This is a genomic window from Bordetella bronchialis (assembly GCF_001676705.1).
In the GTDB taxonomy this organism is placed as follows: Bacteria; Pseudomonadota; Gammaproteobacteria; order Burkholderiales; family Burkholderiaceae_B; genus Bordetella_C; species Bordetella_C bronchialis.
This window is the reverse complement of sequence record NZ_CP016170.1, coordinates 3,109,614-3,133,603: the sequence shown is the minus strand read 5'-3', so window position 1 is coordinate 3,133,603 and position 23,990 is coordinate 3,109,614. Positions and strand designations below refer to the sequence as shown.

General features: G+C 67.6%; 23 protein-coding genes. 9 read left to right on the top strand and 14 right to left on the bottom strand.

Annotated elements, in window-relative coordinates; translation table 11 throughout:
* Positions 1-7: 7 nt before the first annotated feature.
* The 3 genes from BAU06_RS13885 to BAU06_RS13875 form a co-directional block, all read right to left on the bottom strand.
* Positions 8-985, bottom strand: coding sequence for a LysR substrate-binding domain-containing protein (locus BAU06_RS13885; protein WP_066350043.1), 978 nt, complete (start codon positions 983-985; stop codon positions 8-10).
* Between the two features lie 93 nt (positions 986-1,078).
* A complete protein-coding gene (locus BAU06_RS13880; RefSeq protein WP_066350042.1) occupies positions 1,079-1,750 on the bottom strand; it encodes a DUF1028 domain-containing protein in 672 nt (223 codons plus the stop codon).
* A 21-nt stretch (positions 1,751-1,771) separates the two neighbouring features.
* The gene (locus tag BAU06_RS13875) at positions 1,772-2,185 is read right to left on the bottom strand and encodes a RidA family protein (protein ID WP_066350041.1); all 414 of its coding nucleotides are present in this window, start codon (positions 2,183-2,185) and stop codon (positions 1,772-1,774) included.
* Between the two features lie 324 nt (positions 2,186-2,509).
* Here BAU06_RS13875 and BAU06_RS13870 point away from each other — a divergent pair, with 324 nt between their 5' ends.
* From BAU06_RS13870 to BAU06_RS13860, 3 genes are all read left to right on the top strand, one after another.
* Positions 2,510-3,535, top strand: a complete 1,026-nt coding sequence (locus BAU06_RS13870; RefSeq protein ID WP_066350029.1) for an ABC transporter substrate-binding protein — start codon at positions 2,510-2,512, stop codon at positions 3,533-3,535.
* A gap of 98 nt (positions 3,536-3,633) precedes the next feature.
* Entirely contained in the window at positions 3,634-4,488 is an 855-nt protein-coding gene (locus tag BAU06_RS13865; protein WP_066350027.1) for an ABC transporter permease, read from the top strand.
* Position 4,489: 1 nt separating this feature from the next.
* On the top strand, positions 4,490-5,311 hold the full coding sequence (locus tag BAU06_RS13860) for an ABC transporter permease (RefSeq protein WP_066350017.1): 822 nt from the start codon (positions 4,490-4,492) through the stop codon (positions 5,309-5,311).
* Between the two features lie 1,249 nt (positions 5,312-6,560).
* Here the strand turns inward: BAU06_RS13860 and BAU06_RS13855 are convergent.
* From BAU06_RS13855 to BAU06_RS13835, 5 genes are all read right to left on the bottom strand, one after another.
* Positions 6,561-7,520 carry a 2-hydroxyacid dehydrogenase gene (locus BAU06_RS13855; RefSeq protein ID WP_066350015.1) on the bottom strand — a complete coding sequence of 320 codons (960 nt, stop codon included), beginning with the start codon at positions 7,518-7,520 and terminating at the stop codon, positions 6,561-6,563.
* Between the two features lie 11 nt (positions 7,521-7,531).
* Positions 7,532-8,011, bottom strand: a complete 480-nt coding sequence (locus BAU06_RS13850; RefSeq protein WP_066350013.1) for a type II 3-dehydroquinate dehydratase — start codon at positions 8,009-8,011, stop codon at positions 7,532-7,534.
* Positions 8,012-8,065: 54 nt separating this feature from the next.
* On the bottom strand, positions 8,066-8,686 hold the full coding sequence (locus BAU06_RS13845; RefSeq protein WP_066350010.1) for a glutathione S-transferase family protein: 621 nt from the start codon (positions 8,684-8,686) through the stop codon (positions 8,066-8,068).
* A 26-nt stretch (positions 8,687-8,712) separates the two neighbouring features.
* A complete protein-coding gene (locus BAU06_RS13840) occupies positions 8,713-9,711 on the bottom strand; it encodes an NAD(P)H-quinone oxidoreductase (RefSeq protein ID WP_066350003.1) in 999 nt (332 codons plus the stop codon).
* Positions 9,712-9,858: 147 nt separating this feature from the next.
* Entirely contained in the window at positions 9,859-11,130 is a 1,272-nt protein-coding gene (locus tag BAU06_RS13835) for an ABC transporter ATP-binding protein (RefSeq protein ID WP_231933877.1), read from the bottom strand.
* 150 nt (positions 11,131-11,280) lie between these two features.
* Between BAU06_RS13835 and BAU06_RS13830 the strand changes: the two genes are divergently transcribed.
* Positions 11,281-12,531, top strand: coding sequence for a flavin-containing monooxygenase (locus BAU06_RS13830; protein WP_066349997.1), 1,251 nt, complete (start codon positions 11,281-11,283; stop codon positions 12,529-12,531).
* A 14-nt stretch (positions 12,532-12,545) separates the two neighbouring features.
* Here BAU06_RS13830 and BAU06_RS13825 read toward each other — a convergent pair whose 3' ends face one another.
* Together BAU06_RS13825 and BAU06_RS13820 are read right to left on the bottom strand one after the other, a co-directional pair.
* Entirely contained in the window at positions 12,546-13,157 is a 612-nt protein-coding gene (locus BAU06_RS13825) for a class I SAM-dependent DNA methyltransferase (protein ID WP_082993874.1), read from the bottom strand.
* 33 nt (positions 13,158-13,190) lie between these two features.
* Positions 13,191-14,183, bottom strand: coding sequence for a Bug family tripartite tricarboxylate transporter substrate binding protein (locus tag BAU06_RS13820; protein ID WP_066349993.1), 993 nt, complete (start codon positions 14,181-14,183; stop codon positions 13,191-13,193).
* Between the two features lie 223 nt (positions 14,184-14,406).
* Here BAU06_RS13820 and BAU06_RS13815 point away from each other — a divergent pair, with 223 nt between their 5' ends.
* Both BAU06_RS13815 and BAU06_RS13810 read left to right on the top strand, forming a co-directional pair.
* Positions 14,407-15,759, top strand: a complete 1,353-nt coding sequence (locus tag BAU06_RS13815; RefSeq protein ID WP_066349992.1) for a DUF3300 domain-containing protein — start codon at positions 14,407-14,409, stop codon at positions 15,757-15,759.
* 11 nt (positions 15,760-15,770) lie between these two features.
* Positions 15,771-16,697 carry a DUF2950 domain-containing protein gene (locus BAU06_RS13810; protein ID WP_066349991.1) on the top strand — a complete coding sequence of 309 codons (927 nt, stop codon included), beginning with the start codon at positions 15,771-15,773 and terminating at the stop codon, positions 16,695-16,697.
* Positions 16,698-16,740: 43 nt separating this feature from the next.
* Here the strand turns inward: BAU06_RS13810 and BAU06_RS13805 are convergent, their stop codons facing one another.
* Complete coding sequence (locus BAU06_RS13805; RefSeq protein WP_066349990.1) at positions 16,741-17,295, bottom strand: lipid-binding SYLF domain-containing protein; 555 nt, start codon at positions 17,293-17,295, stop codon at positions 16,741-16,743.
* A 200-nt stretch (positions 17,296-17,495) separates the two neighbouring features.
* Positions 17,496-18,728: an NAD(P)/FAD-dependent oxidoreductase gene (locus BAU06_RS13800; RefSeq protein ID WP_066349984.1), complete on the bottom strand. Its 1,233-nt coding sequence runs from the start codon at positions 18,726-18,728 to the stop codon at positions 17,496-17,498.
* Between the two features lie 251 nt (positions 18,729-18,979).
* Here BAU06_RS13800 and BAU06_RS13795 point away from each other — a divergent pair, with 251 nt between their 5' ends.
* Positions 18,980-19,546: a type 1 glutamine amidotransferase domain-containing protein gene (locus BAU06_RS13795; RefSeq protein ID WP_066349980.1), complete on the top strand. Its 567-nt coding sequence runs from the start codon at positions 18,980-18,982 to the stop codon at positions 19,544-19,546.
* Between the two features lie 2 nt (positions 19,547-19,548).
* Here BAU06_RS13795 and BAU06_RS13790 read toward each other — a convergent pair whose 3' ends face one another.
* A complete protein-coding gene (locus tag BAU06_RS13790) occupies positions 19,549-20,790 on the bottom strand; it encodes a DNA topoisomerase IB (protein WP_066349976.1) in 1,242 nt (413 codons plus the stop codon).
* Positions 20,791-21,164: 374 nt separating this feature from the next.
* On the opposite strand from BAU06_RS13790, the gene BAU06_RS13785 reads away from it, so the two are divergent.
* Positions 21,165-21,776, top strand: coding sequence for a superoxide dismutase (locus BAU06_RS13785; RefSeq protein WP_066349974.1), 612 nt, complete (start codon positions 21,165-21,167; stop codon positions 21,774-21,776).
* Between the two features lie 105 nt (positions 21,777-21,881).
* Here the strand turns inward: BAU06_RS13785 and BAU06_RS13780 are convergent, their stop codons facing one another.
* Positions 21,882-22,397 carry a hypothetical protein gene (locus BAU06_RS13780; protein ID WP_066349969.1) on the bottom strand — a complete coding sequence of 172 codons (516 nt, stop codon included), beginning with the start codon at positions 22,395-22,397 and terminating at the stop codon, positions 21,882-21,884.
* A gap of 304 nt (positions 22,398-22,701) precedes the next feature.
* Here BAU06_RS13780 and BAU06_RS13775 point away from each other — a divergent pair, with 304 nt between their 5' ends.
* Positions 22,702-23,985 carry an efflux RND transporter periplasmic adaptor subunit gene (locus BAU06_RS13775; RefSeq protein ID WP_231933876.1) on the top strand — a complete coding sequence of 428 codons (1,284 nt, stop codon included), beginning with the start codon at positions 22,702-22,704 and terminating at the stop codon, positions 23,983-23,985.
* Positions 23,986-23,990 lie beyond the last annotated feature (5 nt).

Here is a 23,990-nt window from a genome sequence, read left to right as displayed (position 1 = left end):
CAGGCGCTCAGCGCCCGGGCGCCTCGCCTTCGCCGGGGATATAGGGGTCGAAGAAGCTGGCCGCGCTCATGCCCGGGATGTACTGGTCCGAGATATATGCGCGGCAGCGCTGCATGAAGGCCTGGGCCAGGCGCGAGGGCTTCAAGGGTTTGTACGTGGCCAGCCCGAGCAGCATGGGACGGTGCTCGCCCGCCAGCCGCAGGCGCACCAGGCGTTTGCCGTCCAGCGATTGCGTGGACTTGGGCCGTACGTTGAAGAGCGCATAGCCGATGCCGTTGGCCACCATGGACCGCACCACGTCCTCGGACCGCGAGCGGGCCACGACGTTGGGCTCCAGCCCGGCCTTGGCGAAGAGCGACATGAAGTACTCCCGGCTCATGGGCAGGTCCAGCAGCACCATGGGCTGGGCGGCCAGTTCGTCCAGCGTCACGGCGATCTGCTGCGCCAGCGGATGCAGCTCGCTTACCAGGACGTGCGGCGGCAGGTGGGCCAGGATTTCGAAATTCATTTCCTCGCCCAGCTGCAGGTCGTAGGTCAGCGCGAGGTCGATTTCCAGGGTGTGCAGCTTGCCGATCAGTTCCTGCTGGTCGCCCTCGACCATATGCAGCTCCACCTTGTCGAAGGCGCGCGAAAAGCCGTAGATGACCTCGGGCGCGATCATCGCGGCCAGCGGCTGGAAGCAGCCTACCCGCAGCACGCCCTGGATGGTGTCGCCGGAAACCGAGGCGATTTCATAAAGGCGGGAGGCGCGTTCGAGCAGTTCCTCGCATTCCTGCATGACTTGGGCGCCCAGGATGGTCAGCGCCAGCCCCTTGGAGGGATGCCGCACGAACAGCTGCACGCTCAGCTCGGTTTCGATGTGGGCGATGGCCGCCGAGATCGAGGGCGGCGAGATATGGATCTGGGCGGAGGCCGCGGCAATGCTGCCGTGCTTGGCCGTCGCCACGAAGTACTCCATCTGGCGCAGGGAAATGCGATTGAGCATGGTCCGGGAAAAAGGAATCGGTTCGGGCGGCCCGGCGGGTCTGCCGGCGTATCGGCGGGGCTCGCAGACCGAACCTTACCAGCGATGCGCGGCTCAGGGGTCGCCCGGCACGCCGAAGCTCGGCGCGGCGCGCGGGTCGCGGGCGCGGGTGATGTAGTCCTGGACCTGCGGCTCGTAGACTTTCCAGGCCTGGTACAGGGCCTCGATGGGGCCGTCTTCCACCCAGTCCAGGCGCAGGTCGACGATGGGCCACGCCAGGTCGGAGACCACCAGCACCCCCGCGGAATGGACCGGGCCTTCCTCGCCGCCGGCCGCCTGCCCGGCCAGCATGGCCTGCAACAGGCGTTCGGCCAGCGAGCCCTGGGCACGCTCGAAGGCCTCCAGCATGATACGCGGGACCTCGAGCGAGGCCAGCATATTGCCCGCGCAGGCCGCATGTTCGCCGGCATGGCTGGAGATCTTCCCCAGGCAGCTGCCGCCCGTGTAAATGGCCGGCGGATGCGCGGCATCGATGGCCATCAGCTGCCGATAGGCGATGTAGGGCCGTTGCTGGAGCGCGTCCAGCGCCTCGTGCGGCGTGCGGCCGGACTCCATCAGGTCCAGGGCCGCGGGCCCCAGCGCGGGATCGGTGATGTTCTGGCTGACGGCCGCGCCGACGCCGGCGCGGGCCCGGATGCAGCGCGAGGCGACGGCCGGCGAGGACGACGAGACGGCCGCGCCGAACTGGCCGGAGGCCGGGCAGCGCGCGATGATCGAAAAGGTCATGTCGGGACCCCGGGTCGGGCGTTAATCGGGGATGACGGCCGTGGCGTCGATTTCCACCAGCCATTCGGGGCGGGCCAGGGCGGAGACGACGATGCCCGTCGAGACCGGGAAGACGCCCTTGAGCCAGCGGCCCACCACGCGGTACACGGCTTCGCGGTAGCGCGGATCGATGATGTAGATGGTGATTTTGCAGATGTGCTCCAGCTCGCCGCCCGCTTCCTTCAGCAGCATGGCGATGTTGGACATGGCCTGTTCCGCCTGTCCCGCCGCGTCGCCGATGCAGACGCTTTCGGAGGTGTCCAGGTTCTGGCCGATCTGTCCGCGCAGGAATACGGTGCTGCCCCGGGCGACGACGGCCTGGCACAGGTCGTTGTCCAGGTTCTGCTCGGGGTAGGTGGCTTTGGTGTTGAAGGTACGGATGCGGGTGTGTTTCATGGCTGCGCCTGCGAGTGTGTCCGCCCGGGCGGGGCGTTACCGAATGGAGGCGGCCGTGGCGCGGCACGGCCGTGACGGACACCATGGTCGGCCGCCGCGGCGGCAGCGCCTATTTGTATTTTCCGGCGGGCCATCTCGGATTTTCCGAGCATGCGCGCGGCCGGGGCCGGCAACGGCGGTCCGGTCCCCGCCAGGGCCACGCGTCAGGAAATGCGAGCCTGCCGTAAGGAAAAGGCGACTTGGTCCGGGCGGGACCGTCGCGCATCATGGGCCATCCAAGCGGACGACGATTTCGAGCGCCACGCACATCACAAGGGGCATGCAATGATACGTAAGCTATTGTCGGTCGGTATTCTCGCCAGCACGCTGGCGGCCAGCGCGGCCTGGGCGCAGGACGCCCTGGTGGTCAGCACCTGGGGCGGCAGCTTCCGGGACCTGATCGACGAGAACATCGGCAAGGAATTCACGCGCCAGACCGGGGTGCCGGTCAAGTACATCACGGGCGGCACGATAGACCGCTTGAACAAGGCCAAGCTGGCGACGAAGCCGGAAAGCGACATTACGTTCACGACCTCGCATATCGGCTGGCTGTACGTGAACAGCAATCTGTACGAGAAGCTGGACACCAGCAAGCTGAAGAATTATTCGCACCTGGTGGACCGCGCCAGGATCAGCCCGTACCACATCGGCAGCTGGGCCTACGTCTACACCATCGGCTATCGTCCCGACCTGGTGCCGTCCGATATCAAGTTCGACAGCTGGAACGACCTGTGGAATCCGGCCCTGAAGGGCAAGCTGTCCGCCCCCGATTTCGATCCCAGCCACATCATCACGATCGCCGCCATGCTTTCCGGCGGCGACGCCACCACGTGGCAGAAGGGCGAGGACAAGCTGAAGGCCCTGAAGCCGAACTTCAAGGCCTTCTATACCAACGACGCCAACAGCCAGCAATTGATCGCCACGGGCGAGACGCCGGTGCAGGTGCTGCTGTCCATGAATGCCTACTACATGATCGGGCAGGGCGTGCCGATCAAGGTGGCGATGCCCAAGGAGGGCGCCGTGCTGGGCGTGGATACCATGGCCATCATGAAGGGCAGCTCCAAGGTGGACCTGGCGTACAAATTCATGGATATCGCGCTGTCGCCCGAGGTGCAGGCCAAGATCGTCGCCTACAAGAAGGCCAGCCCGGTGGTCGACAACGCCAAGGTGTCGCCGGAAGACGCCGCGCTGCCGGGCGTGTTCACCACCAAGGAGCAGTGGGCCAAGCAGGCTATCGTGATCGACGACAAGCTGCGCGCCGAGAAGACGGCCGAGTGGCGCAAGTGGTTCACCGAGAACATCATGAATTGATCCCGCCGCGGTGGCGGGTGGCGCCGTGGCGGCACGCCTTGCCGCCACGGCGCCGCCGCTTTCCCAGGTAACCAACGTAGACGGAAGTAGATCGACTCATGAATAACCGTTCCGGGCTGAGGGGATGGCTGGTTTCCCCGGCGGGCATCATCGCGCTGTTCATCTGCGCGGCCTTGATTACGGTATTCCAGTTCAGTTTGCGCGCGTTCATCCCGGGCTCGATGGAGGTCGGCGGACTGACGCTGGCCAATTTCTCGGGCCTGGGCAAGCCGATTTACCGCGATGCGTTCGCCAATACGCTGCTGTTGAGCGTGGAGACCACGGTTTTTTCCCTGCTGGTCGCCTATCCGCTGGCGTATGCGCTGGTGCGGGTGCGCCACAGGCTGCTGAAGTCCTTCATCCTGATCGTGTCCATCACCCCGCTGTTCCTGGGCGAGATCGTGCGAACCTATTCCTGGATCATCGTGCTGGGTAATAACGGCTTCATCAACACGATGCTGCGCAAGGCGGGGCTGATCGATATGCCCCTGAACCTGATGTTCAGCCACCTGGGCGTGCTGGTGGCCCTGGTGCATGTGACGATCCCGGTGGTCGTGCTGATGCTGGCCACGGCGATATCCCATATCGACCGCGACTACGCGAAGGCGGCGCAAAGCCTGGGGGCAGGGCCCGTGCGCACCTTCCTGACCGTGACGCTGCCGCTATCGATGCCGGGCATTCTCGCCAGCGTGACGACGTCCTTCGCATGGACGTTCAGCGCCTTCGCGACGCCGCAGATGATAGGCGGCGGCCGGGTGCCGACGGTGTCGACGCTGGTTTACCAGCTGGGGTTTTCGTCCATGAATTTTCCGTTGGCAGCCAGCCTGAGCGTGGCAGGCCTGGCGCTGACGGTGGTGTCGCTGATGCTGCTGGGGCGGATGACGCGCCGGCTCAAGGCCATCCAGGTGCATTGACATGACAATACGCAATTCCGTGCCGCTGTGGATGCGCCTGGGGGCGCCGCTGCTGGTGGCCCTGATCCTTGCCTTTATCCTGCTGCCGGTGGTCGTGGTGACGCTGGCTTCGTTCAATGACAAGGCGCTGCTGACTTTCCCGCCCCAGAGCTGGTCGTGGCGGTGGTTCGAGCGGGCGTTCACCTATCCGGACTTCCAGGACGGCTTCCGGGCCAGCCTGGTGGTCACGCTCTGGGCGTCGCTGCTGGCCCTGGCGATCGGGACGGCGCTGGCGATCGCGGTGAAGCGCTTCGATTTTCCGGGCAAGCATGCCTTGCAGGCGGTGCTGCTGTCGCCGCTGGTGATCCCGCATTTCACGCTGGGGCTGGGCTTGCTGATCCTGGTGGCGCAGCTGAACCTGGACCGTGGCTATGCCATCGTCATCCTGTGCCATGTGATGCTCGTCCTGCCGTTCGTGCTGCGCAGCGTTTACGTGTCCATGGAAAACCTGGACGCGCGGCTGGAGCAGAGCGCGGCCAGCCTGGGAGCTTCGCCGTTGCGGGTGCTCTTTACCATTACGGTGCCGTTGCTGGCGCCGGGACTGTTCGGGGGCTGGCTGTTCGCGGCCATCATGTCCTTCAGCGAGTTCACGGCTTCGCTGTTCGTGACGACCCAAAGCACGCAGACCTTGCCGGTGTCCATGTACAACTACGTCCGCGAGTTCGCCGATCCGACATTGGCGGCGCTATCGGTCGTGTATATCGCGGTCACTGCTTGCTTGCTGGCGTTTGCGAATTATTTCCTGGGGCTGGGGAGGATATTGAATATCGATGAGTCCAGGTAGGGGGGCGGGCGGTCTTGGTTTCGCTGCTGCTTCTTGTGGGTTCGGGGGTTGGGTGGCGGTTGTGGTGCTATTGCCGTCCGGCGGGGTAGTCTCCCTGTCGCGGCCAGCCTGATCGGCCGGTCCAGCGCCTCCGCGCTGGACTCCCGCTTCGTCTTCTTCGTCCGGCGGCCGAAGCGGCGGTTTTTTTCTTGCGGCTTTTTTGCCCGGCCGTCCTCCCTTCAGAAGCCCTCGCGCGGCCTCAACAGGCTGTCCACGACAGGGAGACTACCCCGCCGGACTCCTGTCGTGCCTTAATCGCGGGTGCTGCGGCGGGTTGTTTTCTTGGCCCTTCGTGGCTGCTTGCGTTCGCTACGTGGAAGACTTGCCGATGTCCGGCCCGGCGCGGCCGCCCAGCGCGGCCACGCCGGGCCTGTGTCCAGTGCCTTGCGGCGGCCGGCGGGTTGGCGTGGGTTCTGGTGCGCAGCGATGGTGGTGACGTGCCTCGATTGGGGGGAAGCGGGTGGTTTTCCCGGGCCCCCAGCGGGCCCGGGAAAACCTTGGAACCGTGCCCTGCGACGGGCGGCCGATAAGGTCGGAGCCCGCTGCGCCGGTGCGATCGAAGCAGGCTCCACCGGCCGGCAGCATTCGCGAGCTGCGGAAGCCGGTTCGTGAGATTCCCGTCGCATGAAGCGCGCCATTGCATGCCCATCGATGCAGACACCACCGCTGCCGGCAGCATTCGCGAGCTGCGGAAGCCAGTTCGTCAGATTCCGGTCGCATGAAACCCACCGCCGCATGCCGAATCACGTAGGCGCCGTGTGGCCGCGCAGGGCGGCCGCGCGGTGCCGGGCATGAGCAATTCTTCGGACGGCGGAACGCATGGCCACGAAGGGCCAGAACACGACCGGTCGCGGCATCCATGGCTAAGGCACACTGGAGTCCGGCGGGGTAGTCCCCCTGTCGCGGCCAGCCTGTTGAGGCCGCGCGAGGGCTTCTGAAGGGAGGCTGGCCGGGCAAAAAGACCGCAAAAAAAAAACCGCCACGTCGGCCGCCGGACGAAGAAGACGAAGCGGGAGTCCAGCGCGAAGGCGCTGGACCGGCCGATCAGGCTGGCCGCGACAGGGGGACTACCCCGGCGGACGGCAATAGAACCACAACCCCCATCAGCCGAAGACGAAGACGAAGACGAAGACGAAGACGAAGACGAAGACGAAGACGAAGACCGAGACGGAACCGGAGACCGAGCCCGGCATCACGCAAGAACCGAATCTCAATATCCCCGTGAAGGATCCACCCGATTCACCGGCTGTTCCCCGGACGCCACCCGCAGGATATTCTCCGCCACCTGCCTGGCCGCCGAAGCAGGAATCGCGACCGAAGCCAGATGGGGGGTAATCAGCACGTTGTCCATCTTCCAGAGCGGATCATCCGCGGGCAAGGGTTCGCGGTCGAAGACGTCCAGCGTGGCGCCACCCAGATGACCGCTTTGCAGCAGCTCCGTCATGGCGACCTGGTCCACCAGCGCCCCCCGGGCCACGTTGATCAGCGCCGCGCCCCGGGGCAACGCCAATAAGCGCTGCCGGTCCAGCAGCCCCCGCGTTTCCGCCGTCAGCGGCAGCATGACGACCAGGATCTCCACCTGCGACAGCACCGTATTCAGCGACTCCATGCCCGAATAGCACTGGATCCCGTCGATCTCCCGCCGGCTTCGCGACCAGCCCAGCACCGTCAGCCCCTGGCGCCGCAGCTCGCGGGCCGCATAGGCGCCCAGCTCGCCCAGCCCCAGCACCCCCACCCGGATATCTTCCGGCGAGCGGGGATGGCGATACGCCCATTGTGCCCGGCGCTGCGCCCGCTCGAACCACGGAATATCCCGTGCATAGCGCAGTGTCGCGAACAGCACATAGCTTGCCATCATGCGTCCCATATCGGGATCGCTGATACGCGTGATCGGCACGCCGGCGGGAAGATCCGTGCGCCCCACCAGCGAATCCACGCCAGCGCCCAGATTGATGATCAGGCGCAGCCTGGACATGTTGTCGAAGAAACCTTCGGGTGCCTTCCACGCCAGTGCGTAGTGGATACCGGCGGGATCCGTGGCCTCGCCGGCGTGCAGTATCCGCAAGCCCGGCAATTGTGCCTGCAGCGCCGCCTTCCACACATTGAAATCGTCGAACTCGCTGTAGAACACCAGCGACCCCAGGGACTGCCCGTTGCTCGATACCGGCATTTTGTCCGTCCTCAGGCCGTCTTGCCTATCAGGCGCGACATCGCTTCGATCGCCAGCTCGTAGCCGTCGCCGCCCAGTCCCGCGATCACCCCGTCCGCCGCCTTTGAAATATACGAATGGTGCCGGAAAGGCTCGCGCTTCCAGATATTGCTCATATGCACCTCGATGATCCGGCCCGGGAAGGATAGCAGCGCATCCAGCAGCGGAATCGACGTATACGTCAGTCCCGCCGCGTTGATGATGATCCCTTGCGACGCCCCGCGCGCCTCCTGGATCCAGTCGATCAGTTGCCCCTCGTGATTGGATTGCACGAAGTTCAGGGCGATGCCCAACCGCGCCGCCTTCGCCTCGCAGCGCTGGCGCAGGACCGGGAAACTCTCGGACCCGTAGGTCTTGTTGGCGTCCAGGCCATATAGATTCGCATTGGGCCCGTTCAGGAACCAGACCTTGGCGGTGTTGGCGGCGGTGGCCGGGGCGGTGGGTGTGTTCATCGTGGCGGGATCCGTTCTGGGTTTTGTCTTTGCGTACGCGTATCGATCCGCGTGTCAGGCGTCGCGCGGGAGCGTGGCCTGCATGGCGGGCTGTGCGTTGAATACCTGGAACCAGCTCGCGGCCCCAGGGTGGGAGGCGCGCCAGTCCAGTTCGGGGAAGCGGAAGTCCAGGTAGCCCAGCGCGCAGCCTATCGTCACCTCGCCGATGCTGGGGCCGGAAGCGGCCGCGGCCGGCGCGTGCGCTTCGATTTCGTCCAGGCTGGCGGCCACCTTGACCAACTGGGCTGCCCGCCATTCGGGCCATTGCGACTCGGCGGGACGGGCCGTGGTCTCGTAGCGCGCCAGCAGCGCGGCGTCCAGCAGCCCGTCGCCGAGCGCCTGCCCGGTCAGTGCGCGCCAGCGCCCGGGGCCGGCGGGCGGGAACAGGTCCTGGTTGGCGGCCAGGCTGGCGATGTACTCGCAGATGACCCGGCTGTCGTACAGCGACTGGCCGTCGTCCAGGATCAGCGTCGGCACCTTGGCCAGCGGATTGTGCGCGGCGATGCGGGGATCGCGGCGGATGGGGTGGGCCGCGCTGTCCAGCAGGACGATGCGGTCGGCCATGCCGCATAGGTGCGCGCAGACCATCACCTTGCGGACATAGGGCGACGTGGGGGCGTAAAGCAGTCTTGGCATGAGGGCCGCCTTCGGGTTTCCAGGGGTCAGGGAAGCAGTACCAGTTTGCCGAATACCTCGCCGTCTTCCAGCAGGCGGTGCGAGCGCGCCGCCTCGGCCAGGGGCAGGGTTGCATGGATTGTCGGGCGTATGCGGCCGTCGGCCACCAGCGGCAGGATGTGGCGGGCGATTTCGCTGGCCATGCGGGTTTTCTCCGCCGCGGTCTGCGGGCGCAGGGTGGAGGAATGCAGGCTCAGCTGCTTCTGCATCAGCGTCAGCAGCTCGATGTTCACCGACGAGCCCTGCAGGAAAGACAGGCTGATGTGGCGTCCACCGAAGCCGAGCGCCTGCAGATTGCGGCGCACGTAATCGCCGCCGACCATATCCAGCACCACGTCCACCCCGCGGCCCTGCGTCAGGTCGTGGCAGGCGGCCACGAAGTCGGTCTCGCGGTAGCTCAGCGCATGCGCGGCGCCCATCTCGCGCAGGGCCGGCAGGCGGTCCGCGCGGCCGGCGGTGGCGATGACGCGGGCGCCGGCCGCATGGGCCATGCGCACGGCCAGCGTGCCGATGCCGCCGGCGGCGCCGTGTATCAGCACGGTTTCCCCCATGCGCAGCCGGCCCAGCTCGAACAAGTTGTGCCATACCGTGAACAGGCCTTCGGGCAGCGCGCCGGCCGCCGCGTCGTCCAGGTCGTCGGGAACGGGCAGGGCATGGTCCACGCGCGCCACGCACCAGGGCGCATAGCCGCCGCCCGGCAACAGGCTCATCAGGCGCCGGCCTTCCAGCGCGGCCGGCACGCCCGGTCCGGCCGCCACGACCGTGCCGCAGGCTTCCAGGCCCAGTACGTCGGTGACGCCTTCCGCGGGCTTGGACAGGCCTTGCCGCTGCATGATGTCGGGCCGGTTGACGCCGGCCGCGTGCACGCGCAGCAGCACTTCGCCGGGTCCGGGCGCCGGCACGGGCCTTTCGGCCAGGGCAAGTACGCCGGCATCGCCGGGGCGGGTGGCGACGATGGCTTGCATGGTGCGGGGGATAGCGGTCATGAGCGGTTCAGGGATGATCGATAGGGGACGGCGGCATGGTGGAGCAGGGCGAGCCCGCGCCTGCCATGCAGGGGTCTCGCCGAATGGCAGGCAGGGAGCCGGGCGTCTCGGGCCGGCGCGTTCCGTCTCAGGCCGGCGCGTTCCGTCTCAGGCCGGCGCGTTGAACACACTGATGCCCTGGTCGGGCAGCACCAGGCCGGTGACGGCGCCGACCGGCCATTGCTGCATGGCGTCCAGGCCGGCGCTGCGCACCATCACGCGTTGCCGGCCCGCCACGGGGATGTCCACGTCGATATAGGAATCGATGTGATCGCCCTGGAACACATGGTTGACGACCGTGCCGCTCAGGACCGAGCCGCCGTGCAGGTTCTCCAGCGCGATCTGCTCGGGCCGCACGTAGACGTCCAGCCGGCGGCCTTCGTGGGATCCCCCCACCAGGCGTTCGCGCGGTACCCGGATCAGGCCGGCGCCCAGCCGCAGCTGGATGCCGTCGGGATCGGAGCCATGGTAGTGCGCGGGCAGGATGTTCACATCGCCCAGGAAGGACGCGACGAAGGGATCCTGCGGATTGCGGTAGAGCTCGCCCGGGCTGGCGATCTGGCGGATGGCGCCGGCGGACATCACGGCGATGCGGTCCGACATGCTCAGGGCCTCGCCCTGGTCGTGGGTCACGAATACCGTGGTCACGCCCAGCCGGCGCTGGATGTCGCGGATCTCCACCTGCATGGCGCCACGCAGGCTCTTGTCCAAAGCCGAGAAGGGCTCGTCCAGCAGCAGGACCTTGGGACGGATCACCAGGGCGCGCGCCAGCGCCACCCGCTGCTGCTGGCCGCCGGACAGTTCGCGCGGCTTGCGCTGGCCCAGGCCGTCCAGCTTGACCATGGCCATGGCTTCGGCCACGCGCCGCGCGATCTCCGCGGGCGGCACGCGGCGCATGCGCAGGCCGTAGCCGATATTGCGTTCCACCGTCATGTGGGGGAACAGCGCGTAGTTCTGGAACACGATGCCGATCTCGCGCTGGTACGGCGGCAGGTCGGTGACCAGCTGGTCGTCGATGAAGATCTCGCCGTTGTCGGCCTCGGCGAAGCCGGCGATCAGGTTCAGCAAGGTGGTCTTGCCGCAGCCCGACGGGCCTAGCAGGGTCAGGAACTCGCCGCGCCGGATCTTCAGCGAGATATCTTGCAGCACAGTCTGCTCGCGGTATTTCTTTACCACTCCTTCCAGACTGACCGCGCAGGAGGGTTCCAGGGAGGAAGGGCTGTTCTGCATGGCGGCGGATGACTCGACGGGGTTGATGGCCGGGCGGGACGCGCGCTTCGCCGCACGCCCGTGGACATGGCGGGCGCGGCGGCCCGCGGACGAAACGGCGGCCTGGCCGTTGGCCGATGCCAGGAAGAATACGGCAACGTGGGGGGCCACGCCCTTTGTCGATACTGATGCCGTTCATCGGAAAAACGAAACCCGGGCCATTTGCTTTTTCCTAAGCCCGGCGTCCGAAAAACGAAGTTATCAAGCCCGGGGATCTGGCTCACACTGCGTGCCATCCATGAGTGAGCGAAAGGACTTCACATGTCAGTTGAGAAAACCAATACGCTGGTGATCGGCGCGGGCCAGGCCGGTATCGCGATGAGCGAGCACCTGGGCAGGATGGGCATTCCTCACCTTGTGCTCGAACGCAAGCGCATCGCCGAACGCTGGCGTTCCGAGCGTTGGGATTCCCTGGTGGCGAACGGTCCGGCCTGGCATGACCGGTTTCCCGGCTTGAAGTTCGACGACGTCGGCGCCGACGTGTTTCCGCCCAAGGAGCGGATGGCCAGGTACTTCGAAGACTACGCCAGGATGATCCAGGCACCGGTGCGCACGGGCGTGGAGGTCCTGGAAGTCGCGCGCAATGAAAAGCGTCCCGGCTTCACCGTGAAGACCACGCAGGGCGCGATAGAGGCCTTGCACGTGGTGGCCGCCACGGGCGCTTTCCAGATACCCAGCTATCCCGCCATCGTCCCCGCGGATGCCGGTATCCAGCAGGTCCATTCCTCCGCCTACAAGAACCCCGGCCAATTGGCGGACGGCGCGGTACTGGTGGTCGGCGCGGGCGCGTCCGGTTCGCAAATCGCGGAAGAGCTGCGCAATGCCGGCCGCAAGGTCTACCTGTCCGTCGGGGAGCACTATCGTCCCCCCCGGTCCTACCGGCAGCGCGATTACTGCTGGTGGCTCGGCGCCCTGGGCATGTGGGACGAGGTAAAGAAAAAGCCCAAGCGCGAACATGTGGCCTTCGCCGTCAGCGGCTACGAAGGCGGCAAGACCATGGACTTCCGCCGCCTGGCGCACACGGGCATCACGCTGGTCGGCATTACGCAGGCGTACGAAAACGGCAGCCTGACCTTCCAGGAAGGCCTGGCGGAGAACGTCGCGCAGGGCGATGCCGATTACTTCGAGGTGCTGCGCGAGGCGGACGCCTATATCGAGCAGAACGGGCTGGACCTGCCGCCGGAGCCGGAAGCCTGGAAGCTGCTGGACGACCCGGAATGCCTGACACACCCCATCCTGCGGCTGGACCTGGCCGAGGCCGGCATCCGGAGCATCGTCTGGGCCACGGGCTTCAAGGTGGACTATTCCTGGATGAAGATCGATACCTTCGACGAAAAGGGCTACCCCGTGCACAAGCGCGGTATTTCGGCGGAGAAGGGCATTTACTTCCTGGGGTTGCCGAACCAGACGAACCGGTCGTCCTCGTTCATCTGGGGCGTGTGGCACGACGCCAAGTACATCGCGGACCATATCGGCATCCACATGGACTACCTGGCGTACGAAAAAGCGTAGCGTTCAGTCCGGCTTCAGTCCGGCTTCAGGCCTTCGGGCCGTGCGCCCGGCCGTTCCCGCCCGCGCCGCCAGATATCCAGCAGGTATCGTTCGTCCTGGTGGTGCACGACCCGGCACAGGCCTTCCAGCGCGTCGATGCGGGCATGCAAGGCCGGCGTAGGCTGGGGCCGCCCGTCCAGGTCGCGGGTGTAGTGGCACATCGCCCATTCCCCGCCGGGCGCCAGCATGGCCCGGCATCGCGCCAGAAAGACCGGCAGGTCGGTACCGGCGATGTAGTACGCCAGTTCGGACACCACGATAAGGTCGAACGTCGCGCCCTCATCCACCGGCCACTCGTCCGGCAGGCGGGCGACGCGGGTGCGGACGTTGCGCAGGCCGTCCTGGCGCAGCGCCTGCTGGCACAGCGCGATGGCGGTGGCGGCGCCGTCCACGGCGACCATCGCGTCGCACCGTGCCGCCAACCGCCGCGTCATCTCGCCGTTGCCGCAGCCCAGTTCCAGGATGCGCGCATAGCGGGGCTGGGGCAGGGATGCCATCAGCACCGCGCGTTTGCGCTGCTCATACCAGGAGCTCCGTACCTGCCATGGGTCGGCGGATTGCCGGTATAGGGTTTCGAAATCGTTCATGACGGGCCCCATGCAGCACCGCGCGTGCCCGCCTTACTGCGGCGCGATCCTGGCCTCCTTGATGACCTGGGCCCACTTGGCGGTTTCGGATTCGATGAAGGCCGCGAATTCCTCCGGCGTGCCGCCGGCCGACTGGCTGCCCGAGTCGGCGATGGCCTTGGCGACTTCCGGGTCCTTCAGGATTTCGTTCAGCTCTTTGTTCAGGCGGTCGATGATGGGACGGGGCGTGTCCGCGGGGGCGACGATGCCTTGCCAGTTGTAGGATTCATAGCCCGGCAGGCCGGCTTCGGCCATGGTGGGAACGTCGGGCAGCACGGCCAGGCGCCTGGCCGCGGTGACGGCGATCGGCCGGACCTTGTTGCCCTGGATGGCCGGCAGGGCCGCGTAACCCATCTCGAACATCATGGTGATGTGTCCGCCCATCAGATCGGTGGAGGCCAGGTTGCCGCCCTTGTACGGCACGTGCGTGATATCGATGTGCGCCTGCTCGGCGAACATCTCGCCGGACAGGTGATGGGCGCCGCCCACGCCGGACGAACCGAAGGTGAGCTTGCCCGGTTCGGCCTTGGCCAGCGCGATCAGTTCCCGCAGGCTGCTTGCCTTGACCGCGTTACTCACGCTGAGCACGAGCGGGCTGTTCTCGATCAGTATCACCGGGGCCAGGTCCTTGGCCGGATCGTAGGGGATGCTCTGCATCAGCGTGGGATTCACCGACAGCGGGGCGAGGTTGCCGGCGCCTATCGTGTAGCCGTCCGGCTTGGCCCGTGCGATGAAATTCGTGCCCACCACGCCGCCCGCGCCGGCGCGGTTCTCGACGATCACCGTCTGCTTCAGGCGCGGCTCCAGCTTGGCCGCGATAAGGCGCATGCGCGTATCGGCGAAGCCACCCGGCGCGTAGGGGATGACGATGGTCACGGGCTTGCCGGGCCAGTCGCCCGCCTGCTGCGCGAGGGATGGCGCGGCCTGGATGAGCAGGGCGCCGGCGAGTCCCACCGCCGCCAGGGCCCGTTTGGCGTATGCATTCATTTCTATCTCCCGATAATCATTGGTCTGATGTGCCACGGCGCCTGTTTCGATTGTTCGCCACGCCATAAGGATTGTGCCCGGAATATCGGGTGGGCGTCTCCAAAGTGCCGATTGTGGCGGGGAGAAGGATTTGCTCCAATGGAGCACGGGCGCCGCCACGGGTGGGCGGCTGCACGGGATTGTTCTCGACATCGGAACGGCAACGATCCGAAGGAAGAGGGACATGGCCTCCTGGTACGGGCGGGGCGCGCGAATCCTGCTACTTTGGCTGGCATCGCTGCTTGCCCTTCCGGCCTGGCCGGCCGCGGACGACACGCCGGCCCTCAAGCCCGAGGAGATCGAGGCGCTGGTCGCGCCCATCGCGCTCTATCCCGATCCCTTGCTGTCGCAGGTCCTGATGGCATCGACCTATCCGCTGGAAGTGGTGCATGCCGCGCGCTGGAGCAAGGCGAACCCCGCGATGCGAGGCGACGCGGCGGTAAAGGCGGTCGGGGATATGTCCTGGGACGCCAGCGTCAAATCGCTGGTCGCCTTCCCGCAAATCCTGGAGCCGATGAGCGATAAGCTGGACTGGACGCAGAAATTGGGCGATGCCTTTCTTGCCCAGCCTTCCGACGTGTTCGCCGCGGTGCAGCGGCTGCGAGGGCGCGCACAGGCTGCCGGCAACCTGCAGTCCAATGCCCAGCAGACAGTCACCGTCGAACCGCCGGCTCAGGGCGGGCAAGCGCCGGTCGTACGCATACAGCCCGCGAACCCGGAGGTGGTCTATGTGCCGGCCTACAACCCCACGGTGGCCTACGGGACATGGAGTTATCCCGCGTATCCGCCGACATACTGGCCGCCGTCGCCCGCCTACTACCCGGGCACGGCCCTGGTGACGGGATTCGCCTGGGGCGTCGGCCTGGCCGCCGCGGGTGCGCTATTCAGCGATTGCGATTGGGGCGGCGGGGATGTCGACATCGACTACAACAAGGTGAAGAACGTCGAGCGCAACTTCGACCGCACCCAGGTGCAGGGGCAGGGTGGACGGTGGCAGCATGACCCCAGCCATCGCCAAGGCGTGGCCTATCGGGATGGCGCGACCCGGCAGCAATACGCGCGTGCCGTGCCGGGCGCCGACAAACGCGCGGATTATCGCGGCCGCGAACCGGCGGGCGCGGCGGGCCAGGGCCCGGCCGGTACGGCAGGGCCCCGGGCGTCCGCCGACCGGCCGTCCGGGGCGCCATCGGCGGGCCGTGCCGCCGCAGCGGATCGCGCATCATCGGCGGGCCGTCCGTCCACAGCGGATCGCGCGGCGTCGACGAATCGACCCTCCGCGGCGAATCGCGCGGCGTCGACCGACCGGCCGGTTGCGTCGAACCGTGGAATGTCCGCGGCCAGCGCTGGCGGCAATACGGGCCGTACCGCCGGCAACACCGGCCGCGGCGCGTCGACCGCGGGTCGCGACAGCGCGTTCGCCGGCGTAGGGGGCGGGGGCGCGGCGGCGCAGCGCAGCTACGACCGTGGCCGGTCCAGTCTTCAAGGATCGGGCTTCAGCCGATCGGCGGGCGGCGGCGGCCGCGGCGGCAGGCGTTGACGGAGGCGACCATGGACTTTCATCGGTTTTACCGGCGCGTAGCCCCTGGCTGCCCGTGGATCCGGTTGTTGGCCGTCTCCTGGCTGGCGCTGGCGGCGGCGACGGCGCAGGCGGCGAAGGGTTTCGGGTCGCCGGAGGCGGCGATGGACGCCTTTGGCGATGCCGTGCTGCGCAACGACGAGCCGGCGTTGCGGGAGATGTTCGGCAAGGACTTCCGCGATGTCATTCCATCCGTCGACGCGAAGGTGCGGCAAACCTTCGACGCGGAGTGGAACCGGTCGCACACGGTGGCGCGGACCGGCGACGCCCGCGCCGATATTGTCGTGGGCGACTCGGGATGGACGCTGCCGATACCCTTGGTCCGCAACGGCCAGGGCTGGCACTTCGATATGAATGCGGGCGCAGAGGAAATGCGCGCGCGGCGTATCGGCCGCAACGAACTCGCGGCGATCCAGACCATGCTGGCGATCTACGACGCGCAGCGCGAATACGCGCAGACCGATCATGATGGGCAGGGCATGCTCACCTATGCGGCCAGGATCGTGAGTTCGCCGGGCAAGCGCGATGGCTTGTATTGGCCGACGGCGCCGGGCGAAGCGCCCAGCCCTTTGGGCGCCGCCTTCGCCGATGCCGGGGGCCGCAATGCCGCGGGCGCCGGCTACCATGGCTACCGCTATAAGCTCCTTGACGCCCAGGGTGCGCATGCGCCCGGCGGCGCTTACAGCTATATCGCGCGCGGCAAGCTGTTCGGCGGCTTCGCCGTCATCGCGTGGCCCGTCCTGTACGGCGATACGGGGATCAAGAGCTTCATGGTCAGCCATGCGGGCCAGGTGTATGAACGCGACCTCGGCCCGGACAGCGCCGCCAGGGCGGAGCAGGTCCGCTCATTCGACCCGGGGCCGGGCTGGAGCAAAGTATCCGCCGACGATAGCGATTAGCGATTGAACGATGCATGGACGGCGCGGTGTACCGGCCATCCCTTCACTGGTCCAGCCTGCGGATGCGCTGGCCCTGCACGCCGATGCCCGCCATCAAGCCCTGCTGGCCATAGATAAAGGCATAAACGTCCGATTTCGTGGTCGTTGTCGTCAGCGATTTCGCCGCACCGGCCTCCACCACCACGACGCTGGGCCCGACGCCGATCGACCATTCCCCCGTGGAGTTGATATAGCGTATGGCATCATCCGTGATCAGGAATAGCGCTTCGGAGAAAGCCTGGGCGCCGGCCTGCATGCCGAAGGAGAGCGCCGTGGCCCGGTAGTAACCCAGTACCTTGCCTTTCTGATCGAACATGACACCACGGCCTCCCTGTGCGCCCACCATGAAGCCTGCCTTCAGGATCTCCGGAAACACCAGCACGGCTTTCGCCGCATCCTGTATGGCGGCAGCCTTGGGCTCCGCCGCGTACAACTGGTGCAGCGCCTTGCGCGCATTGTCCACCAGCTCGGGATCGCTGTAGGACGTGGACTGGCTTGCACAGGCACCCAGGAGAAGCAGGGATGCCAGGCGGATAGCGCGAGAGAAATGGGTAATCATGATCGGTCCCTCCACGTTGTACGGCGCGGTATGGCCGTTGCCGCCATACGCCGGCCGGTCACTGCAAAGATATTCCCAACGTGGGAACCGGGCATCGGTCTTCCGGCGCAATCCGGGAAAACGCGCTTGAGCCTTTTGATCGCGGGCGCGCGGGCCGTGCGCGCCCGGGGAAAACCGCCGATGCGGCATGCCGGGCCCGGCTAACCCGACACAGGCTTGAGGGGTGGCGGGCGCTGCACTTCGGGCGCCGCGGCGGCCAGGATGTCGGCGCGGCTGCCGTTGCGCGGCGGATAGATGCGCTGCCGGTTGATGACCTGTTTGGTGGCCTTGGCCTGCGCGCCCTGGGCGACCACGGTGCGGTCCCAGCCCTGCGCATACACGGCGCCGGCCGGCCCGAGGTCGATGATGTTGGTGTACCAATCGATGTCGAGCGCCAGCATTTCCAGCCCGAACAGTTCGCATACCGCATTGTGTCCCGCGTATCGGCCCATGGGCCGCGCGTGCTGGCAGGACATCACCGAAGGATGCTCGCCGTCGATCAGGGCATGGGCCACGTCGCCGGCGGCGAACACGTCGGCCACGCCGCGGACCCGCATGAAGGGGTCGACGTACAGCCGTCCCAGGGCATCGCGCTTCGCCCCGATATCGGCGGTCAGGTCGCTGGCGCGCATGCCGCCGCACCATATGACGGTGGCGGCCTCGATGCGGCTGCCGTTCGTCAAGTCCACGCCGCGCAAGTCCACGGCCGCCACCGACGTGCCCGTCAGCAGTTCGATCCCCAGCGCGCGGCAGGCGCGTTCGATGACAGGCTGCGCGCCGCCCAGGTGGCCGGCGATCCGCGCGCCGCGGTCCATCAGAATCACGCGGACGGGCCGCGCCGCGTCCGCGTGGCCGCCGGCGCGGGCGGCTTGCTCCAGGCGCCGGGGCAGTTCGCAGGCCAGTTCTATTCCGGTGGCGCCCGAGCCGACGACGACGGCCGTATATTGCCCGGGCCGGTGCGGCATGGCCGCCAGTCCGTCGATGTGCCGCCGCAGCCGCAGCGCGGCCGCATAGGTGTCGACATCGTACAGGCAGGCATCGGCGCCGGGCAGCGACGGGCGCACGAGATGGCTGCCGCTGGCCAGGATCAGCTTGTCGTACGCGCAGGGCAGGTCGCCCGCGCCGGTGCGCACCTGGACGGACCGCTGCGCCGTGTCGATACGGATGGCTTCGCCGACCAGCAATTCCACGCCGATGGGTTCCAGGACCGCGCGCAGCGGTACGCGCGTCGGTGCGAGGTCTTCCTCGTAATTGCGCACGCGTATGCTGTGCTGGTCGTCCAGGTTGACCAGCGCGATGCGCAGGCGCGCGCCCAGCCGGTCCGCCATGCGGGCCGCGCCGGCGGCGCTCCAGAGGCCGGCGAAGCCGCCGCCTATGACCACGATGTGCTTCATGTCCGGCTCCTGCGAGGGTCGGCGCATCCTGGCGCCCCGCGCCGGGAGACGCTGCGCCGGCGGCCCCGGGGGCACGATGACCGGGCCATGACGGCCCGGGCCCGCGGTCTTTGTACCGGTTTTATTCATCCCTTGTCATCGTGCGGACGGCCGGGTCGCCACGGGTTTACCCGGCATCCCGCTTGCTGGACTTCCCGCCAACGCCGGCACGGCCGGCGATTCGCGAACCCAACCGATTCAGGAGTGCGCAAATGGCAGAAGGATTGAAAGACGTCTCGGTGGCCATCCTGGCCGTCAGCGGTTTCGAGCAGGCGGAACTGGTCGAACCCTGCAATGCGATCGAAGCGGCCGGCGGCCGCGCCGTGATCGTATCCAACAACCTGGAGCCCATCCAGGGCTTCAAGCATACGGACAAGGGCGATACGGTAAAGGTGGACCTGACCTTCATGGACGTGGACGCCGAACCGGAGAACTTCGATGCCGTCATGCTGCCCGGCGGCGTGGTCAACGCCGACGAGATCCGCCGCCATCCCAAGGCCCAGGATTTCGTGCGCCGCATGGACGCGGCGGGCAAGCCCATCGGCGTGATCTGCCACGGACCGTGGCTATTGATCTCCGCCGGCGTGACGCGCGGGCGGACGCTGACCAGCTGGCCGTCCCTGCAGGACGACCTGCGCAACGCCGGCGCCACCTGGGTGGACCAGGAGGTCGTGGTCGATCGCAATTGGGTGAGCAGCCGCAAGCCGGACGACCTGCCCGCCTTCAATCGTGAATTCCTGGCGATGCTGGCGAAGGCCTCGCACGCGCATCCGGCTTGAACTCAGGCGCCGGCGGCCGCGGGCGCCGGCTGGCGCGCCGGCCGCGTCGCCCGCCCGGCGGAGGCGGCCTTGCGGGGGCGCGCGGCCGATTTGTCTTGCGACCGCTTGCCGCGCGCCGCCGGGACCGCTTGCTTCGGCGACATGCCGCTTTGCTGGCGGTCGCGGGGCAGGGGGCTGGCCAGGAAGTGCAGCAGCCGCCGTTCATCGGCATCCAGCCCGCGCGGCGAGGCGGGCGCGGCCAGGCGCGGCGGCAGTTCGCCCGCCAGATAGGCTTCCAGTACGCGGGGATGGATATAGCATTGCCGGCATACCGTGGGCGTATTGCCCAGGCGCTTGGCCACCGCCTTCACGACCTCTACCACATTGCGCTTGGCCTCGGCCTGCGTGGTCCACGGCCGCTTGCTCAATTCCGCCAGGGCCTGCACCGAGCCGGCCCAGGTGCGGTAGTGCTTGGCGGTGAAGTCCGCCTTGCCGGCCTGGCGCAGGTAGTCGTTCACGCAGCCGGAATCCACCACCCGCGTCCTGCCGTCTTCTTCCCGGTACGTGAACAGCTCGTGCCCGCTGATTTCCATGCAGCGCTTGACGACCGAGGCGATGCGGCGATCGTTCACGGTGACGTCATGCTCGACGCCGCTCTTGCCCTTGAACCGGAAGCGGATGCGGTTGCCGGCGATGGTCGTATGCCGGCGGCGCAGCGTCGTCAGCCCATATGAGCCGTTGGCGCGCGCATAGGCCTGCGAGCCGATGCGGATCACCGTGGTTTCCAGCAGGCGGACCACGACGGCGACCACCTTGTCGTGGGTGAGCCCGGGCGTGCCCAGGTCGCGCTCGACCTTGCGCCGGATGCGCGGCAAGGCTAGCGCGAATTCCGTCAACTGCTCGTACTTGTTGGCGTCCCGCACGGCATGCCAGGACGCGTGGTAGCGATATTGCTTGCGGCCCCGCGCGTCCCGCCCGGTGGCCTGGATATGGCCGGAGGGGTCCGGGCATATCCACACATCCGTGTAGGCCGGCGGAATCACCAGCGCGTTGATGCGGCGGATGACTTCCGGGTCGCGGACGCGCTTGCCGCTGGCGTCGTAATACTCGTAGACCTCGCCCGCCAGCCGGCGCGTGATGCCGGGGCCGCGGTCGTCCACGTAGACCAGGCCCGCCAGGGCGCAGCAGGCGTCCGGCGGCGGCGCGCTGTCGGCGCTGGTGTCTTTGGACGATGCGGGGCGGGTGTCGGCCGGGGCGAGCAGCATGGTATGGGCTTCCTTCGTGGCAGCCGCCCGGTGCAAGCCGCGTGCCCGCAAGCCGGCGCATGCCGCGTCACATCGCCGCCGAAGGTCCGCCGCGACGCCCCGCGACGCAGGCGGCGCCGGCCAACTGGAGCTGGCGCGGCCCGCGCCGGTACGCTTCATGCGAACGCTACACGACGATGGCCGCGGGCGTGTCGCGACTGGCGACGCGGCGCAGCCGGCCTTCGCCCAGGACCGTCAATGATGCTCATCCCTTCCCCGGAACCCACGTCGCGCGGGCGATATGCCGGCCGGCCGGGACCGGCGGCCATTGCGCGCCGGCCCTCGTCATTGCAGGCGGCTCCTGTATCCCACTGACCCCATCATTGGAGAGTCGCATGGCCTATAACCTTCCTCCCTTGCCTTATCCCTACGATGCGCTCGAGCCGCACATCGATGCGCAGACCATGGAGATCCACTACACCAAGCATCACCAGACCTATATCAACAACGTCAATGCGGCGCTGGAGGGCGCGAACCTGCCTTTCCCGCCCATCGAGGAACTGATGGCCGGCGTCGACCGCCTGCCCGAGGCGGTACGGGGACCGGTGCGCAACAACGGCGGCGGCCATGCCAACCACAGCCTGTTCTGGACCGTCATGTCGCCGGATGGCGGCGGCGCGCCGCAGGGCGACCTGGCGGCCGCCATCGATAGCGAACTGGGCGGCATGGAGAAATTCAAGGAAGCCTTCACCAAGGCCGCGATATCGCGGTTCGGCAGCGGATGGGCATGGCTGAGCGTCACGCCGCAGCAGCGCCTGGTCGTGGAAAGCACGGCCAACCAGGACAGCCCCTTGATGTCGGGCAATACGCCGATACTGGGCCTGGACGTGTGGGAACACGCGTATTACCTGAAGTACCAGAACCGGCGGCCGGAGTACATCGCGGCGTTCTACAACGTCATCAATTGGCCCGAGGTGGCACGGCGCTACGAAGCGGCGCTGGGCTGAACCGGCGTGGCGCGCCGCCTCGAAGACCCGCCGGGCTGAGTTGGCGTGGCGCGCCGGGACGAAGCGGCGCCATCCGAGCCCGGCCGGGCGGCCGCCGCGCGCCGCTCACTCCAGCTTCAAGGCGGACGGGTGGGCCAGGGCACGGCTCTTGGCCACGGCCCGCAGCGCGTACGCGATGGCGCCGGAAAAGGCTTCGTCGTACCAAGGATTGGCGCCGCTGGTGGCGACCACGATGCCGTCCACGATGGCGCTGCCCCACACGCCGGCGTCGCCGGCCCGCAGCAGGTGCGGGGCCTGGGTGGCCAGGGCGTGCGTGTCCAGGCCCGATCGCCAGGCGGTGCGCGCCTTGGCGCGGGCGTAGGCGGCGTAGTCGGCGTCCCAGGTTTCGCGGTCGCGGCCGGCGGCATGTTCCAGCAGGATGGCGTCCTCGAAGGCGGCTTCCCAGGGCCGCAGCGCGGGATTCATCACGACAATGCACAGCACGCCGCTTTCCCCCACGGCGGGATTGTCCAGCGATGCCTCGATGGCGGGCATGACGAGCGCGAGCGCCTGCGCGGCGGCCTCGCGGTCCAGGAAAAAGGGAGCCTGCGTGTCGGGGGAAGACGAAGTGGGAGCGTGCATGGTTTCCTCGGCGTAGTGGACAGGCGGTCGAGCAAGCCGCATGCCCCGTGCTTCCGCCGGGTTGACGCCGCGGCCGCAGGGCACTGTTGCTTTGCACCATCATCGGGGTCCAAAAGCACCCACACGCCGCACGGGATTTAGGTGTCGATCATCATCTAACGCTATGATAGATGTCAAACGACATCTATCAAACGGCGCATCCCCGGCAAGGACCGGGCCGTCCGCCGATGTCGCCACTCTTCAATCGATGCGATCGCACCGGCTGCGCCTGGGCCGGTGCGCGTGGTTTTACAAGGATCGAGCGGTGAAAGCGGAAGATTTGCCGGGCGCTGGCCCGGAAGACCGGGCGGATGGCCGCCCCGTGGTGGCCGATGGGCAGCTTGGCGAGGATGGGGGCGGTACGCGTTCGCCGCGCCGGCGACTGGTGACCCTGGTGGCGATCGGGGCCGTCGCGGCCGTGGCCGTCTCGGGCGCGAGCTATCTGTGGCCGGAAACCAAGGCGGTGGCCGCCGCCCCCAAGGCCTTGCCGGAAGTGGCCGTGGCCACGCCCCTGGTGGAGCAGGTGGACACCCGCATCGGCGCGCTGGGACAGTTTTCCGCCGTCGACCAGGTGGAGCTGCGGCCGCAGGTCGGCGGCACGCTGACCGGCATCTACTTCCGCGACGGCGATGTGGTGCGCAAGGGCGCCTTGCTGTTCACCATCGACCCCAAGCCCTACGAGATCCGCCTGGCACGCGCCAAGGCGCAGCTGGACACGGCGCGGGCCCGTCTCGCGCTGGCGGACAGCGAATTGCGGCGGGCGGTCGCGCTCGAACAGGGAAATGCCGGCACCGTCCAGAATTCCGAGCAGCGCCGCGCCGACCGGCAGGTGGCCCAGGCGGCCGTCGCGGCCGCCCACGCGGAGGTGGATGACGCCCAATTCGATCTGGACCGTTGCCGCATTACCGCGCCCTTTACGGGCCGCATCGGCAATCACCGGGTTTCGGTGGGCAACCTGGTGGCGGGCAGCCGCGCGGCCAGCAGCCCGACGACCTTGCTGGCCACGCTGGTGTCGCTGGACCCCATCTACCTGAACTTCGACTTGAGCGAAGCGGACTACCAGACTTTGTCGCGCTACCGGGTCCAGCATCCGGAACGCGCGTCCGACGCGGTGCAACTGGCGCCGGGCGGCGACAAGGAATATTCCACCCAGGGCAAGTTCGATTTCATCGACAACGTGCTGGACCGGGCCAGCGGCACCATACGCGCCCGCGCCACGGTGCCGAATACCGGCCTGCGCCTGACACCCGGCGAGTTCGCGCGGCTTCAAGTGGTGGTGGACCGGCCCACGACGGCGCTGCTGGTGCCCGACGCGGCGGTCCTGCCGGACCAGTCCCGCCATGTCGTCATGGTGGTGGACCAGGACGGGACCGTCACGCCCCGGACCGTGCAGACCGGCGATCTTCGCAAGGGTCTGCGCGTCATCAAGAGCGGGCTGTCCGAGCATGACCGGGTCATCGTGGGCGGCTTGCCCTACGCAGTGCCCGGCGCCAAGGTCGGCACGCGCGCCGCGGCGATCGAAGCCGGCGCCGACCGTATGCAGGATTGACCGCC